This is a genomic window from Halomonas sp. DP5N14-9 (assembly GCF_019802175.1).
Lineage (GTDB): Bacteria > Pseudomonadota > Gammaproteobacteria > Pseudomonadales > Halomonadaceae > Halomonas > Halomonas litopenaei.
Map to the genome: position 1 here is coordinate 20716 of NZ_JAHVHR010000006.1, position 16268 is coordinate 36983.

The window sequence follows — 16268 nt, forward strand, 5'->3', positions numbered from 1 at the left end:
TCAATGTCTCCTGAAAAATACTGATGCAATAAACGTGGCTAGAGTGGCGTGGCCGCAAGGCGCACGCTTCGGCGCAACATGCGCCCGGATCGTTGGCCCGACGCCTGACCATTGGCGTAGGCCGTCGTGCCGTTGACCAGCACCCGAAGGATGCCGCTGGCGGGCGTCTTCGGCTGGTCATAGGTGGCGCTATCTTCCAGTCGTTCGAGATCCAGAAGGACCAGATCGGCGAAGGCGCCTGGACGAATCACACCGCGGTCTTCCAGGCCAAAGGTGGCGGCGGAAAGACCGGTCATCTTGCGTACCGCCTCGGCCGGCGGCATCAGTGCCAGGTCACGGCTGTAGTGGGCCAGCACGCGGGGAAAGGCGCCCCACAGGCGCGGGTGCGGATGCGGGTCATTGGGTAGGCCGTCGGAGCCGACCATGGTCAAGGGGTGCGCCAGCACCTGGCGCATGTCGTCCTCGCTCATGTTGTGATAGACCGCGCCGGCGGGCTGCAGGCGCCTGGCCGCGTCCATCAGTGACAGCCCCCAGTCGGCGGCGATGTCGGCCAGCGGCCGACGCGCCTGCTCCGGATGCGGCTTCGACCAGGTGATGGTGATGTCGATCTCGTCGGTGACCTGCCCCAGATCCAGGGTCGAGGAACCGGCGGTATAGGGGTAGCAGTCGCAGTGAACACGCTGGCGGCTGGCGGCGTCGGTCAACTGCGCCAGGGCCCGCGGCGCCTGGCCCCAGTTACCGGCACCGGCGCACTTCAGGTGCGAGATCACCAGCGGTGCACGGGCCTCGGCGGCGGTGGCAAAGGCCTCGTCCATCGCCTCGGCCTGTCCGGCGAACTCGTCACGCAGGTGGGTGGTGTAGATGCCGCCCGCCTCGCTGACCGCGCGCACCAGGGCACCGACCTCGGCGCTTGGCGCCTGACGGGCGTTGCGATAGGCAAGCCCGGTGCTCATGCCGATGGCCCCCTCGGCCAGCGCCTGTTCCAGAGCAAGGCGCATGGCGCCGATCTCGTCGTCGCGGGCCGGGCGCTCGTAGTCATCCATCACCAGTGAGCGCAGGCTGGTATGCCCCACCAGTGCCGCCACATTGACCGCCGGGCAGGCCGTCGCCACGGCATCGGCGTAGGCGGCGAAGCTGGGATAGGCGAAATCCTCGGCGTCGCCCAGCAGGTTCATCGGATCGGGCACCTCGCTGCCGCGCAGCGTGACCGGCGAGGCGCTGATGCCGCAGTTGCCGACCACCACCGTGGTCACCCCCTGACTCAGCTTCGGCAGCATCTCGGGGGTGCGCACCACATTGGTGTCGTCGTGGGTGTGAACGTCGATGAATCCCGGGGTCAGCACCAGCCCCTCGGCCTGCACCACCTCGCTGGCCTCGTGCCCGGCGAGATCCCCCACCGCCACGATACGATCCCCCTTGATCGCGACATCCGCGATACGAGGATCTGCGCCGGTGCCATCCAGCAGCGTGGCGCGACGAATCAAGAGGTCATGGTGCATGTCAGTCTCCCAGCGGCTGGCGATTGTCACCGCCGCGATGGTCATCAAGTGCAATCTTCAAACGCCTGAGCTTGGTGCGGGCCTGGTCGCGATGACGCATGGCCAGCTCCAGCGCCAGCACGTCGATGGCGGCCATCAACGCATAGCGCGACGCCGAAGGGTGAAGAATGAAATCGGTCTCCCGGGCGGCGATGGGCAGCACCACGTTGGCGGCGGCGGCAAGCGGAGACCCCACGGCGGTGATGGCGATCACCTGGGCCCCGTACTGACTGGCGATCTGGGCCGACTCGACCATCTCCGGGGTGTAACCGGACACCGACAGCACCACCACTACGTCCTCGGGCTCCAGGGTGGCGGCCACCATCCTCGGCAGCAGACCGTGAGGATAGGCGCTGACCGCATAGCCCAGGCGCATCAGGCGAAACTGCAGCTCCTGGCACATCACGCTGGAGCCGCCGCCACTGCCGAAGGTCAGGATCTGGCGGGCATTGTCGAGTCGCTCCACCGCGCCTTCGATATCGGCCTCGAACAGCAACTCGCGGTTGAGCGCCAGGGTCTGGGCGGCAACGTCGTAGACGATGCTCGATCCCCGGGCGGGGTCGGCGTCCTCGATAAAGCGACGACCGGCGGCCAGGGCACGGGTCAGGCGCAGCTTGAGGTCACGCACGTTGTCGCAGTCCACCGAGCGGGCGAAGCGGGTCACGGTGGCATCACTGACGCCTGATCGCCGGGCGATCTCGCTGATGCTGGCCTCTGTCACGAAGTCGATGTCGTCGAAGATCAGCTCCGCCACCTTGCGCTCCGACTCGCTCAGGGAGCGAACCACCGCGGTGATGCGCGACAGGATATCGATCTGTTGACTCACGGCTTGCCTCCCTCCGTTGCGACGTTGCCAGATCACGAAGCCTGTCCAGGGCCCTCGTCATCTGCGGTATCCTTACGCTATGTTAGTTTCTAACAACCATCCACAGTTTTTTGAAAATTTCCGACAATGGTCGTAGTCAGATCAATCTTCGAACATTGCCAATCGTCCGGCGCGGCGTAACATGAGCCGCGTTCCGCCTTCAGGAGAACTTCCATGGCCCACTCCCCCTCTTCCTCTTCCTTCGATGCCAAGGGTTGCCACAAGGGCACCCTGGAAACCGGCGACCGGCTGTTGGCCGACGTCAGCCTGCCGGCGGCGGTGATCCACCAGGCGCCGCTCGCCCACAATCTGGCATGGATGCAGGACTTCGCCCGCCGCCACGGCGCCGAGCTTGCGCCCCACGGCAAGACCACCATGACCCCGGCGCTGTTCCGGCGGCAGCTCGAGGCCGGCGCCTGGGGCATCACCCTGGCCACCCTGCCCCAGTGCCGCGCCGCCTTCGCCGAGGGCGCCCAGCGATTACTGGTGGCCAACCAGATGGTCGGTCAGGCCAACATGGCCATCGCCGCCGACCTGATCCGTGCCGGCGCCGAGCTCTATGTCACCGTCGACAGCGCCGAGAACCTGGACCAATTAGGCGCCTTTTTCGGGGCGGCCGGCATCTCCCTGAATATCCTGATCGAGGTAGGCGTCGAAGGGGGAAGGTGCGGACTTCGCGATGATGACGAGGTAATGGCGCTGGCGCGCCGGGCGGCTACCCTGCCCGGCATAGCCCTGGCAGGTCTGGAGGGGTATGAGGGCGTGGTCCATGGCGACGATCCGGTGGACGGTATCCGTCGCTACGCCCAGCGCCTGGTCGACGGCGTCAAGCGACTGGCCGACGAAGGCCTGGTCGATCGCGACAAGCCCATCGTCACGGCGTCGGGGTCGGCCTGGTACGACCTGATCGCCGAAGCCTTCCGCGACGGTGGACTCGAAGGCCGCTTCACCCCGGTGCTGCGCCCGGGCTGCTACGTGGTCCACGACCACGGCATCTACCGCGAGGCCCAGGCCGGCGTGCTGTCCCGGCGCCAGGACCTGCACCAGGGGCTTGAGCCGGCGCTGGAGGTGTTCGCACAGGTGCAGTCGCTGCCCGAGCCGGGGCTGGCCATCGTGGCACTGGGCAAGCGCGATATCGGCTTCGACCTGGCGCCCGAGGTGCTCAGGCGCTATCGCGAAGGCGGACAGGCCAGCGAGCAGCTGTCGGTGGAAGGCTGGCAAGTCGTCAAGCAGATGGATCAGCACACCTTTATCCAGCTACCGGACAGCGCCCGCGACGTGCGCATCGGTGACGTCCTGGCCTTCGGCGCTTCGCACCCCTGCATGACCTTCGACAAGTGGCGCCAGCTCCATCTGGTCGATGACGCGCTCAGGGTCGTCGATACCTGGGCGACGCGCTTCTAGACACTCTGACAAGCGAACGACCAAGGGGCGGGCGGAAACCATCCACCCGCCCCGCTCCTGCAATCTTTGCCGCAGCGCTGACGGCACGACCGATCGACGCCCTTCGCCTCTGCGCTCAATTTTCTGGCCACGCCCCCGACATACACTGACAGCGACCACCGGGCATCGCTCGGATCAAGAGGGCTGACAGCAAGGGAAGCCGATGGCCAAGAATGTCGCGCTGTTCTTCGATGGCACCTGGCAGGTGCCGGACATGGACCTGGAAGACGGTGACACCAACACCAACGTCAGCCGGCTCTACCAGGCGGTGGCCGACAATCCCATGGCCGAGGGCGGCACCGTCAAGCGCTACTACCATGGCGTCGGCAGTGACCTGCACTGGTACGACCGCCTGGTGGCAGGCGCCACCGGACTCGGGCTATCGGAAATTCTGGTCGAGGCGTACGTCGAGCTGGTCGAACTGTTGCGCCCGGACGACCGGCTGTTTCTGTTCGGCTTCAGCCGAGGCGCCTACACCGCGCGCAGCCTGAGCGGGATGCTTCACACCAGCGGTCTGCTGCACCCCGAACACCGGCAGTTGGCGGGACGCGCCTACGCGCTTTACCGCGATCGAAGACGTGGCCCGCAATCGGCCGAGGCTCGACGCTTCGCCTCGCGCTACGCCTGGGTGCCGGAGATCCACATGATCGGTGTGTGGGACACCGTGGGCAGCCTGGGGATTCCACTCAGGAGCTTTGCCGCCTTCAACCGCCGCCAATTCGAGTTCCATGACACCCGCCTGAGCCCGCTGGTGCGCCACGCCTACCAGGCGCTGGCGATCGACGAGCACCGCAAGGCCTTCGCCCCCACCCTGTGGTCGCCGCAGACCACCACCGCCACCCTCGAGCAGGTCTGGTTTCCCGGCGCCCACTCCAACGTCGGCGGAGGCTACCGGGACCGCGTGCTGTCGGACGTCAGTCTGGACTGGATGATGGGCCGCGCCTGCGAACAGGGGCTGCCGCTGCTGCCAGACAGTCGCCCCTTGCTTGGCTCACCACCGCGCGAGGACGACATCGTCGACTCCTACCAGAGGTTTCTTTCGCGCCTCTATCGGCTGATCTCGCCCCGGCGCTATCTGCGGCGCATCGGCTTTGCCTCCTTCGGCAACGAGACGTTGCACCCGAGCGTTGCCACCCGTCGTCTTGCCCTGCCCGGCTATCGCCCCGCCAACCCTATCCACCCGCGTCTTGCGGCGACGCCGCCATCCACTTAGACACCGACAGCCCCCGAGTGATGGCGCGATCGCCTGCCACGGATACGACAACGCCCACTCGCAAGGAGTGGGCGTTCGCGGTGGCCTGAGGCGCTCTCCCTCGTCGGGGGTCCGAGGCCGACGCTGCGCTTGCTGGACGAGCCTGGCCTCGAGAGCGCGCTAGTTCGAGGGGAAGTTGAACTGCGCGCTTTCCCTGTCCTGACTCCTCGGCCAGCGCTGGGAGATGGCCTTGCGCCGGGTGTAGAAGCGCACGGCGTCGGGGCCATAGGCATGCAGATCGCCGAACAGCGACTCCTTCCAGCCGCCGAAGCTGTGGAAGGCCACCGGTACAGGCAGAGGTACGTTGATGCCGACCATGCCGACCTCGATGGCGTCGGCGAAGCGACGCGCGGCCTCGCCATCCCGGGTGAACACGCAGGTGCCGTTGCCATACTGGTGGGCGTTGATCAGCGCAATGGCCTCATCGAAGCTGGCGACACGCACAACGCACAGCACCGGTCCGAAGATCTCGTCGCGATAGACGCTCATCTCGGGCGTGACCCGGTCGAGCAGGCTCGCGCCCAGGAAGTAGCCCGGTGACGACGCCACCAGCGGATGCTCGCGTCCATCCACCACCAGCTCGGCCCCGGCGTCGACGCCCTGCTGGAGATAGCCCGCCACCTTGTCGCGGTGGCCGGCGTTGACCAGCGCGCCCATATCCAGGCCGCGCTCGGTGCCGGCACCGATCTTGAGTTCCCGAGCCTCTTGCGAAAGCCGTTTCACCAGGGCATCGGCGGTGTCATCGCCGACACACACCGCCACGCTGATCGCCATGCAGCGCTCACCGGCGCTGCCGTAGGCGGCCCCGATCAGGGTGCTGGCGGCGTTGTCCAGATCGGCATCGGGCAGCACCACGGCGTGGTTCTTGGCGCCACCGAGCGCCTGCACGCGCTTGCCGTTCTCGGCGCCACGCTGGTAGATCGCCTTGGCCACCGGGGTCGATCCGACGAAGGACACCGCCTTCACATCGGGCGCATCGATCAGCGCCTCGACCACCTCACGGTCGCCGTGGACCACGCTGAACAGGCCGTCAGGCAGACCGGCTTCGGTGAGCAGCTCGGCCATCTTGAGCGCCGCCGACGGCACCTGCTCGGAGGGTTTGAGGATAAAGGCGTTGCCGCAGGCCAGCGCCATCGGATACATCCACAGCGGCACCATGGCCGGGAAGTTGAACGGCGTGATCCCGGCCACGATGCCCAGCGGCTGATGATTGGACCAGGTGTCGATGGCCGGCCCGGCGTTGTGGGAGTACTCGCCCTTGAGCAGCTCCGGCACGCCGCAGGCGTACTCGACGTTCTCGATACCGCGCTTGAGTTCGCCCATGGCGTCTTCAAGCACCTTGCCGTGCTCTTCGCTGACCAGCGCGCAGATCTCGTCGGCGTCACGCTCGAGCAGCGCCTTGAAGCGGTACATCACCTGGGAGCGCTTGGCCGGCGGCGTCTCGCGCCAGGCCGGCTGGGCACGGCGGGCCGCCTCGATGGCAGACTCGACGGTAGCAGCGTCCCCCAGGGCGACACGACCGACCGGCTCGGCGGTGGCCGGGTTGATGACATCCAGATGGCGCTGCGACGGCTGTGACTCACCGCCAATCCAATGATTCACGTCTTTCATCAAAACTCTCGATATGACTTGCTGAAAAGGCGTCAGCGCCGGGCGGCCATCTCACATGGGGCCCGGCGCAGCATGGTACACAGATGATGCGGCTCAGAACTGGCGGTCGAGCAGCGCCTCGTCGAAGGGATAGCGGGACAGCTTTTCCACACCGCTGTCGGTGATCAGCACTTCTTCTTCCAGCTTGACCCCGTCGGCGGCACCCACCTCGCCGATGTAGCTCTCCACGGACACCACCATGCCGGGTTCGAGAACGCCATCCTTGGAGAAGCGATCGAAGTCCATATGGTGAGCGACCAGCGGGGTTTCACCGTGCATGCCGACGCCGTGGATGATGGAGGGGTAGCGACGGTCGAGGAAGCGCTCGGGGATCTTCCAGGCCTGCTCGGCGATCTCGCGATAGCTCATGCCCGGCTTCAAGATGCCCATGTTGTGGTGCACCTGGTCGTAGGCCATGCGATACAGCTCCTTCTGGTAGGCGCTGGGGCGATTCGGGCCGACGTGGAAGGTCCGCGAGAAGTCCGAATAGTAGCCGTGACAACCGATGGTATCGGTGTCCAGCGCCACCAGTTCGCCCGGACGAATGACCCGGTCACTGGCCTCATTGAACCAGGGATTGGTGCGCGGACCGGACGACAGCAGACGGGTCTCGATGAACTCTCCGCCCTGGCGGATGACGTTGCCGTACATGATCGCGAACAGCTCGTTCTCGGTGATGCCCGGCTTGATCGCCGCCTCGACCTCGGCCACCGCAGCCTCGCTGCCGGCCATGGACTGGGCCAGACAGGCGATCTCCTCGGGGGTCTTGATGCGCCGGCAGTGCAGCGTGTCCTGCATGCAGTCGAAGACCTCGAGGCCCTGGGCCTCGAGTGAGCGCGCCAGGTTGAGCGCACAGCGATCCAGCCCGATCTTGCGGTTGCCGCGTCCGTGCTCTTCGATCAGTTCGGCGATCTCCACACCGAAGGGGTCCGAAGAGAGGTTGTCGCGCTGGTTGACGGCGGACCACACCACCTTGGAGGTGCGCGATTCATCGATGGTCTCGAGCCAGGTAGAGACGTGGGCGCTGCCCGGGTACTCGAACAGGATCACCGGCCCTTCCAGGGGCACATAGATGTAGCGGGTCGAGTTGCGCAGGAAGTAGCCGAACATGTTGCGCGAACCGGTGGCATAGCGCTGGTTGTTGGGGTCGAACAGCACCATGGCGGCGTAGCCTTGCTCCGCCATCGTCGCGCGCAGCCGCGCCAGGCGCCCGGCGCGCAGCTGCCTGGGATCGAAGGCGGTGGGGATGCTGTCGCCGTTGGCCATCGGCGCAGAGGGCACGACCGGAATATGGTCCGGCTCGTTGTCGGTCAGGTTGTCGAAATCGACGATGCTCATGTCAGGGTCCTGTTCGAATATGGCGGGGTCGCAAGGGGCACAGGCCGAGCCTCTACGTGCTCGGCTTCGATGTCATCGGCGTGGGCTCAGTCGGCCAGCGAATCGCTGCGATTCATGCCTTCCTTCAACAGGGTCTCGTGAATCGGCGCCATGCGCCCGAAGATGCGCTGGGCACGCTCGGGGCGACCGATGAAGCCGGGTTCCTTGGCGTAGGCGAAGATCACGGTGTGACGTTCCTTCTGGCCTTCCACCGGCGTCACCCGGTGCAGCGAATAGCGGCCGAAAAACACCTGCAGGTCACCCGGTTGAAGGTCCAGCGCCTTGAGCCGCGAACGGTCGCCGTCCAGCACCTGTTCGACCTCGTCGAAGTTCTCACCCTCGGGGCTGCGGATGCCCGGGGCATACTCGAAACGGCCGCCGCCATGGGACTGGCGGGTCATCATGGTGACGATGAACTCGTTGGTGTCGTAGTGCCAGGGATGCTGGCAGCCCTCTCTCAGCACGTTGACCACCAGGTCCGCCAATGGGTCGGCGTACTGGTGAATCTCTTCCATGCCCACCACGGTGGCGATAAAGCGCTGGAAGTCCGGGTGCTGGTAGACCTGGCGAATGATGGTGTCTTCGCCGATGCGATCGCCGGCGACAAAGCCGTTGGTGCGATCGTCGAAGCGATTGAGCGGATGGCGGGCCGGGCGCTCGGGATCGCCGGCATTGTTGTAGGGGTTGGTCTCGGTCTGGTTGTAATGCGCCTCGGGCGACAGCCGCTCGGTCTCGCGCTCCAGCCGCGCCAACGCCTCCTCGGGGACAAAGTTCTTGAGTACCACACAGCCATCGTCGGCCAGCTGTTCGTGACAGCGCTGGATCAGCGCCCGTCCGGACTCGCCGTCCAGGTCATGAATCGGGTAGTGCTCAAGGTCGATCAGACCGTCCAGCGAGGAAGTGGTGGGCGCATCGGTGGCCTGCATGAGGAACTCCTGCCTGTCTCAAGTGATGTTGGACAGGATAGAGAGCGCCTCTTCATAATAGAAATGAATGGTTGAGATATCACTTATTTCAAAGGCTCATCGATTATGGATACCGACCTGCTCCGCGCCTTCGTCACCGTGGCCGAGTGCCAGGGCTTCAGCGCCGCCGGCCGCGTGCTGCACCGGACCCAGTCCGCCGTCAGCCTGCAGATCAAGCGACTGGAGGACCAGATGCACAAGTCGCTGTTCGAGCGCACCAGCCGCAGCGTGCTGCTGACGTCCGACGGTGAACGGCTGCTGCCCTACGCGCGACACATGCTGACGCTGGAAGACGAGGCCAGGGCGGCACTCGGCGACCGCCAGCACGGCGAGAAGATTCGTATCGGCACCTCCGAGGAACAGGCCAGCGCCTACCTGCCGGAACTGCTGCCCCGCTTCGCCGAGGCCTATCCGCATACCCGCATCGAAGTCATCTGTGGCATCAGTGCCGACCTGGTGGACAGCTTCCAGCAGGGCCTGCTCGACGTGGTCCTGTCGATCCGCCACGGACCGACGCAATCGGGCCAGTTGCTCGGCTGGGAACCCATGGTGTGGGTCGCGGCGGAAGATGCCGATCCTACCCGTGGCAGCCGACTGCCACTGGCACTGAATCCCGAAGGCTGCATCTTTCGCGCCCACGCCCTCGCCGCCCTGGGGCGTCAGGAACGCGCCTGGGAACTGCGTTACTCGAGCCAGTCCCCCACCGGCATCAACCTGCCGGTCCAGGCGGGGCTCGCGATCACCGTCAAGACACCCCGCAGCGTACCGGCGGGCTGTCGGATTCTCGGCGAGGAGCAGGGCCTGCCGGCACTCGGCCAGGTGGAAATCGAGATGCACCGGCGCCCCGGACATGCGAGCGACGCCTTCAACACCTTCTGCCAGCAGCTCGAGGAGGTCGTCACCCACAACGACGCCGTCGCCGTGCCCGAGTTTCAGGACCAGGCCTAAGCCTGGCTCGACCGCGAATCGGTCGAATGCCTGAGTCGCAATATCATGATCGTGACGGATTAATGGTTTGATTACCTCGTCATTACAGGCGAACTACCCCCTGATCCCTATATCGCCACAAGGAGAGATACGCCACACTTCAATAACCAGGATTCTCCGATGGTCTCGCCTGCCCGGCGGTGCCCTTGTCCTGGTCCGGAGATGACAGTGACCACGCCATTTGACGACTCCCTCGAACCTCGGGCTTCCCAGTTTGCATCGGTTGGAATGGATGGAATGGAGCTCCTTGAACAGGAACTCGAACACCTCAGAGCTCGGCATCTAAAGCTTCGCGAAGAGGTCGCAGCCATTCGCCACTATGCCGGCGACAACCTGCCCGCCAAGGCCGGCCTCGTCATCGTAAAGATGCTGGAAGACGCCTTGAAATCCTGACCGTCTTCTCTTCCCGAGAACCAACATTCTTGCCGCTGCCAATGCATCTTCTTGCTCGTTTATCGGGGAAAGGGCCTCGACGACCTTGCCGCTTTGTCGCGCCTCGGGATTACCCGCCAGCGGGCAATAGTGCGCCTCTGGCCTCTCCTTTTCTTGCCGCTGCCATAAGGTATAGTCACGGCTATATGTCTTTGTTTTGGCTTAAACTTGCAGCCTTGGTAAAGAGTTGCATCTGTCAGCCTGCGCGCTAATATCGCCATGCAAATTCGCTATCGTGTCCATAGCCAATGCCCGGACTATCGGTCGTAACGCTGCGCACGAGGCTCTTTCAGCGACATCACGTATTTTCAACAGGCAACCGCCGGATTCGCACCTTCATGACGCCCACTTCGACCCTGCTGCTCGCCTTCTCGCTATCTTCCGATGCCTTTGCCGCCTCGGTCAGCAAGGGTGCCTGCGTGCGTCGGCTGCGTTTCGTGGTGGCCCTGCAGACCGGCCTGCTGTTTGGTCTGGTGGAAGCCACGACGCCAATTATCGGCTGGCTGCTCGGCACCAGCGCCTATGACACCATTGCCCACTGGGATCACTGGATCATCTTCTTCCTGCTGCTCGCCCTGGGCGGCAAGATGATCCACAGTGGCCTCGCTCCCGCCCCCAAGGACTGCGCCAGCTGCGATTGCGGCACGACCAGCGATCGCACCCGCTGGTGGCTGATCATCGCCACCGCGATCACCACCAGCCTGGACGCCATGGCGGTGGGCGTAGGTCTGGCGTTCATGAACGCCAACATCTGGGTGACGGCACTGGCGATCGGTGGCGCCACCACCCTGATGGCGACCCTGGGCATGCTGCTGGGACGCCGGCTCGGCAAGACGGTGGGGCCGCGTGCCGAGATCCTCGGGGGGCTGGTCTTGATCGCCATCGGCGCCACCACTCTGTATCACCACCTGCTCGCCTGATCCTCTTGCCCGGTCGACCCTGTCGCGATCCCGGGCAGGTTAACTGCCAATGACTCGCTCCTAGCGCTCATCCATGCCGGCAACACGCCTGCTATAGCAAAGTTCGTCCACGATCGCGCCCGTTTTGTCGATAGTCTGGTGCACTATTGCCGGTATCAGACGGCTGGACACCTCATGATCCTCAAGCCCAGCGCACAGGCGGCTCGATTGCCACGATGGATAGCGGTAACCGTTCTGGCCGTTCTGCTGACCGGCTGCGCTGAGCACTCCCCTCTCTCGCCAGCAGCGTCCGCCACCAGACCAGCCACCAGACCAGCCACCGAGATGACGTCAGCCCCCCTTGCGGGTCACGGCTTCCAGTCGTCGGTACAGATCGTTCAGCGTGATCAGATTTCCGGCGACCGACAGCACCTTTCGGCCAGCCCGGTGCTGCCCAGCGCCTCCCGTTCCGCCGAGCTGGTGGCCGGGGGGATCGGACGGATGACCGCCAACCAGCTCACGACTCAAGGAACCGCCGTGGCCCGTGCTGTCGGTGCCAACGGATGGGCCAGCGCTACCGAGTCCGCCCTGGCAAGCACCGGGGCCTACCTTGAGGGACCACTGGGGGGATCTCTGGAAGCGGTTGAGGGTGTGCTCGACAGCGTCGCTGCTCTGCCGTTACTGCATCGCTTCGATGACCGGCTGCAGCGGGTGCTGTCACTGGACCGCTATCGACGTCGCCTGACCAGCACGCTGGGCATCGGCCAGCAGGAACTCGATCTCGAGGAGCCATGGGGCGATCTTGAGCAGTCACTGACCACCCGAGTGGCTAGCGCCATCCAGCTCGGCCTGGAACCGATCCTGATCACCTCCGACTCCTTGCTGTGGCCAAGCCTGGCGGCGGACCTGATCGTCGCCGGAGGCGATGCGCTGTCAGACGTCAGCGCCACCACCGGCAACGCCCTGGTCGACGCCTCCGCCAGCGGGCTGAGTCGTGCCGGCCAGTGGGTCGCCCTGGCCGGTCAGGTGCTGGGCGGCAGGCGTGATGAGACCAGCCTGCAAGGGGTGGCGGCGCGCACGGCGCTGCGCCATGGCGGGATCAGCCACAGCGGCATCCCCCGGCTGGATGAGCAGGCCGTCGTCGGACTGGTCGAGAGTATCGGAAACGATGAGCGCAGCACGCTCACGGCAGCGGCGGACCTGGGCCGAGGCAGCCTGAGTCAGATGCTGGCCACCGAGGCGGTGGGCCTGACCGGTGAGTTCGGCGTCATGGTCACGCGTCCCGGCGACATGCTCGACGACCGGGTGACACTCGCCCTGGCCCCGGCCCAGCAACTGGGCGACATGTCGGCCAATCTGTCATCACTGGTAGGCGACACTCGCACCACCCTTGAGGAGGTCGGACGGCTGGTCGATGCCGGCCAGGACCTGTCCGGGCGTTTGCAGGGTCTGGTGCTGGCGGACAGCCTGGACAGTGGTGTCACGACCCTTGGGCGCGTCGATCAGGGCCTCGACAGGACCGGCAACCTGCTGCTGCCCCTGGCCGACACCCTGGCAGACGGGCTGGCGCAGGCCGATACCCGCATCGAGACGCTGGCCGATCGCCTGGGAGGCACGCTTGACCCCGTCACCAGCGCCCAGCAGGACGGCGTCAACCGCCTGGCGGACGCCGTGGTCCAGGCGCCGATGTCCAGTCGCCCGTTAAGCGAACTGGGAGACGCCGTGGTCGCACTGGGCGACGGCATGCGCCTTGCGCCGATCGCCGCCGGGCTCGACTGGATGATGGTGGTGCCGGTACCCGGGCGCGAAGGCCCGCTCGCAGGCGACACACCTGCCGACTCGTCCACCGCCGGCACAGACACCGACCGCAGTCCCGGCCACCCCACCGTCGACGGCCACGCCCTCGCCGGCTCCCGCGCTGACCATATGCCCTGAGAAGCCGCGCCCCTTACAGCATCATCACAGCGCCGCCGGCGTGCAAGGGTCACCCTTTCCACCAGGATAACCCCGGCTATCGAGGCGCTGCCTATTACCGTGCTGCCTATGCCAAATCTCCCCAGGGCGAATGGGCCAGAGCGCTGGCCGGCGTCGGCGCCAGCGGCAGCAGGGGCAGCAGGGTCGCCTGAAAGGCGTGATAGATGTCCGCCGAGCCGGCGTCGATGATCGTCCTTGCGCAACACACAGTCATCCGGTGCAGCGAAGTTGGCGGAGTGCGGCATGGCGCCCCCCGGGGTGACGATGATGGTGGCGAGGCGAGACCAAAGTGCTATACGCCCAGGCCGGACAGCACCTGACAGCTATGCTAGCATGACTACCATACAAGTCGTACCAGGCCGGAGCCCAAAGGCTCAACAGTACAAGAGCTAAAAAGCTCAACGAAAGGTAGGTGCCCCCATGCTGACCCCCGCAATCGCTGAACTCTGGGAACAGGATGCTACCGGAGGATCGGTGCGTCAGCGGCTCTACCGAGTCCTCAGACTCGCCATCATCCGAATGCAGTTCGCCCCCGGCCAGGCACTGTCCGAGAAAGAGATTTCCGACGCCTTCTCGGTCAGCCGCCAGCCGGTGCGCGAAGCCTTTATCCGCCTGTCCGAGGCAGGCCTGGTCGACGTTCGCCCACAACGCGGCACCTATGTCGTGGGCATCTCGCAGAAGTCGGTGCGCGAAGCGCGCTTCGTCAGGGAGGCGGTCGAAACCGCCGTCAGCGCCTCCGCCGCCAGGCAAGGGCTCGCCGACAAGGTGATCTACGAGCTGCGGGATCTGATCGAACGCCAGATTCGCTGCGCCCGCAGCGGCCAGTATGACCAGTTCTTCATCCTCGACGAGGACTTCCACCGCGTGCTCGCCCTTGGCGCCGGACACGAGACAGCCTGGCGCGTCATCGAAGAGGTCAAGGCACAGCTCGACCGGGTGAGCTACCTCAGCGTGCCTGACACCACGCCCTTCGAAAAGCTGGTCCAGCAGCACGCCGACATTGTCGATGCCATCGAACAGAGAAACGAAGACAAGGCCCGCCAGGCCATGCTGGTGCATCAAAGCGAGATCCTGATCTCCCTGCCCCAGATGGTGCAGCGCTTTTCATCGATCTTCGAGGACACCAACGGCTGATAGTTATCTACCCGGCAGACGTCTCTTATGGGCAAGGGCCACCCGCCCCCTGCCCTGCAGCCATCACCGTTCCGCCCTGTGACAATATTGAGCACAACGGCAAACGCACCTGCAAGGCCATCGATCACCTTCATCGCCCCGCGCGCAGCGAGCGAACTGGCAGACTGGACCAGCGACCAGGTCGACTGCACCGCACTGGGGCTGGCCGCCTGGGTACGCTACACCTCCGGCGTCTCGCTCGACGGCCAGCCACATGAGGTGAGCGACCCGCTGGCATCGCGCTTCATCGAGCTGCATGAACGTCACGGCGATGACCCTGAAGCGCTGGTGGCGGCCTTTCTGGCCCAGCAAGACATCGTCCCTGCGGCCCTGGCGGCGCAGCAGGGATTTGCCGATGCTGTCACCGATGGCTACCGCCGACTGATCAATACCGGGCTTGCGGCGTCACTGAGCACCCTCTAGCTGGACCCGAGAAAAGGAGATTTCCATGCAACACACCTGGCGCTGGTTCGGCCCCAAGGACCCGATCCGACTCGAGGAGATTCGCCAGACCGGCGCGACCGGCATCGTCACCGCGCTGCACGAGGTGCCCAACGATGAGGTCTGGTCCCGGCAGGCCATCGCCGAGCGCAAGCAGATGATCGAGGACGCTGGCCTCGAATGGTCGGTGGTGGAAAGCGTGCCGGTACACGAGGCGATCAAGAAAGGACTGCCCGAGCGCAACGCCCTGATCACCCGCTACTGCGACACCCTGCGCAACCTGGCGGCCTGCGGCATCGATACCGTGTGCTACAACTTCATGCCGGTGCTCGACTGGACCCGCACCGACCTGCGCTGGGCGATGCCGGATGGCGCCCTGGCGCTGCGCTTTGACCAGACAGCCTTTGCCGCCTTCGACCTGTACCTGCTCGCCAGACCAGGCGCCGAGGACGAGTACAGCGACGACGAGAAGAGCGCCGCCAGGAGCTACCTCGATAGCCTGGACGCCGAAGCCCGCCAGTCACTGGTCGACACCCTGATCGCCGGCCTGCCCGGCGCCGAAGAGCACTACACCCTGGAGCGCTTTCGCGAGGTACTGGCCGGATACGCCGAGATCGATGCCGCGCGGCTGCGCGAGCACCTCGGCTACTTTCTGAAAGCGGTCATCCCGGTCGCCGAAGAACTCGGCATCAAGATGGCGATCCACCCCGATGACCCGCCCCGGCCGCTGCTCGGCCTGCCCCGGGTGGTCTCGACGGCGGCAGACGCCGAGTGGATCCTTGCGGCCGTCGACAGCCCCGCCAATGGCCTGACGCTGTGCACCGGGTCCTACGGCGTGCTCGCCGCCAATGACCTGGCCGCCATGGTTCAGCGCTTTGGTCCCAGCATCCACTTCGTGCACCTGCGCTCGACCAGGCGCGAGTCCCCCGACCCTCGCTCCTTCCACGAGGCGCCTCACCTGGACGGTGATGTCGACATGGTCGCGGTCATCAGCGCGCTGGTCGCCGAGGAACGCCGCCGCGAGCGCGAAGGCGGCCGACGCTTACCGCTACGCCCCGACCACGGCCACCACATTCTCGACGATCAGCACCGCGCCACCGCCCCGGGCTATCCGCTGTACGGCAGGCTGCGCGGCCTGGCCGAGCTGCGTGGCGTCGAGACCGCGGTGCGCCAGCTCACCTGACGCCCTGGCGTTCTACCAGCCGCTGCGCTGGCGACGCCCGTCGCAGCGGCTGGGGCCCAGCGCAGCGGGAGTGGTCCTCCGCAACGAAA

General features: G+C 65.6%; 15 protein-coding genes. 9 read left to right on the top strand and 6 right to left on the bottom strand.

Annotation, left to right across the window (positions count from 1 at the left end):
• Window positions 1-38 precede the first annotated feature (38 nt).
• Both KUW00_RS05530 and KUW00_RS05535 read right to left on the bottom strand, forming a co-directional pair.
• On the bottom strand, window positions 39-1499 hold the full coding sequence (locus KUW00_RS05530) for an N-acyl-D-amino-acid deacylase family protein (protein WP_222568484.1): 1461 nt from the start codon (window positions 1497-1499) through the stop codon (window positions 39-41).
• A 1-nt stretch (window position 1500) separates the two neighbouring features.
• The gene (locus KUW00_RS05535; protein WP_108133303.1) at window positions 1501-2364 is read right to left on the bottom strand and encodes a MurR/RpiR family transcriptional regulator; all 864 of its coding nucleotides are present in this window, start codon (window positions 2362-2364) and stop codon (window positions 1501-1503) included.
• Between the two features lie 213 nt (window positions 2365-2577).
• Between KUW00_RS05535 and KUW00_RS05540 the strand changes: the two genes are divergently transcribed.
• Both KUW00_RS05540 and KUW00_RS05545 read left to right on the top strand, forming a co-directional pair.
• Complete coding sequence (locus KUW00_RS05540; protein ID WP_222568485.1) at window positions 2578-3807, top strand: amino acid deaminase; 1230 nt, start codon at window positions 2578-2580, stop codon at window positions 3805-3807.
• Window positions 3808-4009: 202 nt separating this feature from the next.
• Window positions 4010-5059, top strand: a complete 1050-nt coding sequence (locus KUW00_RS05545; RefSeq protein ID WP_222568486.1) for a DUF2235 domain-containing protein — start codon at window positions 4010-4012, stop codon at window positions 5057-5059.
• 159 nt (window positions 5060-5218) lie between these two features.
• Here the strand turns inward: KUW00_RS05545 and KUW00_RS05550 are convergent, their stop codons facing one another.
• From KUW00_RS05550 to KUW00_RS05560, 3 genes are all read right to left on the bottom strand, one after another.
• Window positions 5219-6709 carry a CoA-acylating methylmalonate-semialdehyde dehydrogenase gene (locus KUW00_RS05550; RefSeq protein WP_222568487.1) on the bottom strand — a complete coding sequence of 497 codons (1491 nt, stop codon included), beginning with the start codon at window positions 6707-6709 and terminating at the stop codon, window positions 5219-5221.
• A 93-nt stretch (window positions 6710-6802) separates the two neighbouring features.
• The gene (locus KUW00_RS05555; protein WP_045991823.1) at window positions 6803-8086 is read right to left on the bottom strand and encodes a M24 family metallopeptidase; all 1284 of its coding nucleotides are present in this window, start codon (window positions 8084-8086) and stop codon (window positions 6803-6805) included.
• A gap of 86 nt (window positions 8087-8172) precedes the next feature.
• Window positions 8173-9051 carry a hypothetical protein gene (locus tag KUW00_RS05560; RefSeq protein WP_108133299.1) on the bottom strand — a complete coding sequence of 293 codons (879 nt, stop codon included), beginning with the start codon at window positions 9049-9051 and terminating at the stop codon, window positions 8173-8175.
• A 105-nt stretch (window positions 9052-9156) separates the two neighbouring features.
• On the opposite strand from KUW00_RS05560, the gene KUW00_RS05565 reads away from it, so the two are divergent.
• From KUW00_RS05565 to KUW00_RS05580, 4 genes are all read left to right on the top strand, one after another.
• Entirely contained in the window at window positions 9157-10038 is an 882-nt protein-coding gene (locus tag KUW00_RS05565) for a LysR substrate-binding domain-containing protein (protein WP_045991825.1), read from the top strand.
• Between the two features lie 207 nt (window positions 10039-10245).
• Window positions 10246-10470 (top strand): hypothetical protein, encoded by a 225-nt coding sequence (locus KUW00_RS05570; protein WP_157033011.1) that lies wholly within the window; start codon window positions 10246-10248, stop codon window positions 10468-10470.
• Window positions 10471-10847: 377 nt separating this feature from the next.
• Entirely contained in the window at window positions 10848-11429 is a 582-nt protein-coding gene (locus KUW00_RS05575) for a manganese efflux pump MntP family protein (RefSeq protein ID WP_045991826.1), read from the top strand.
• Between the two features lie 324 nt (window positions 11430-11753).
• Window positions 11754-13343 (top strand): hypothetical protein, encoded by a 1590-nt coding sequence (locus KUW00_RS05580; protein ID WP_222568488.1) that lies wholly within the window; start codon window positions 11754-11756, stop codon window positions 13341-13343.
• Between the two features lie 106 nt (window positions 13344-13449).
• Here KUW00_RS05580 and KUW00_RS05585 read toward each other — a convergent pair whose 3' ends face one another.
• Window positions 13450-13596 (bottom strand): hypothetical protein, encoded by a 147-nt coding sequence (locus tag KUW00_RS05585; protein WP_213228810.1) that lies wholly within the window; start codon window positions 13594-13596, stop codon window positions 13450-13452.
• 206 nt (window positions 13597-13802) lie between these two features.
• Here KUW00_RS05585 and KUW00_RS05590 point away from each other — a divergent pair, with 206 nt between their 5' ends.
• The 3 genes from KUW00_RS05590 to uxuA all read left to right on the top strand — a co-directional run bounded on the left by KUW00_RS05590 (window position 13803) and on the right by uxuA (window position 16179).
• A complete protein-coding gene (locus KUW00_RS05590; RefSeq protein ID WP_222568489.1) occupies window positions 13803-14516 on the top strand; it encodes a GntR family transcriptional regulator in 714 nt (237 codons plus the stop codon).
• An 87-nt stretch (window positions 14517-14603) separates the two neighbouring features.
• Window positions 14604-14978: a hypothetical protein gene (locus KUW00_RS05595; protein ID WP_222568490.1), complete on the top strand. Its 375-nt coding sequence runs from the start codon at window positions 14604-14606 to the stop codon at window positions 14976-14978.
• A 25-nt stretch (window positions 14979-15003) separates the two neighbouring features.
• On the top strand, window positions 15004-16179 hold the full coding sequence (uxuA, locus tag KUW00_RS05600) for a mannonate dehydratase (protein ID WP_222568491.1): 1176 nt from the start codon (window positions 15004-15006) through the stop codon (window positions 16177-16179).
• The last annotated feature ends 89 nt before the right edge of the window (window positions 16180-16268 follow it).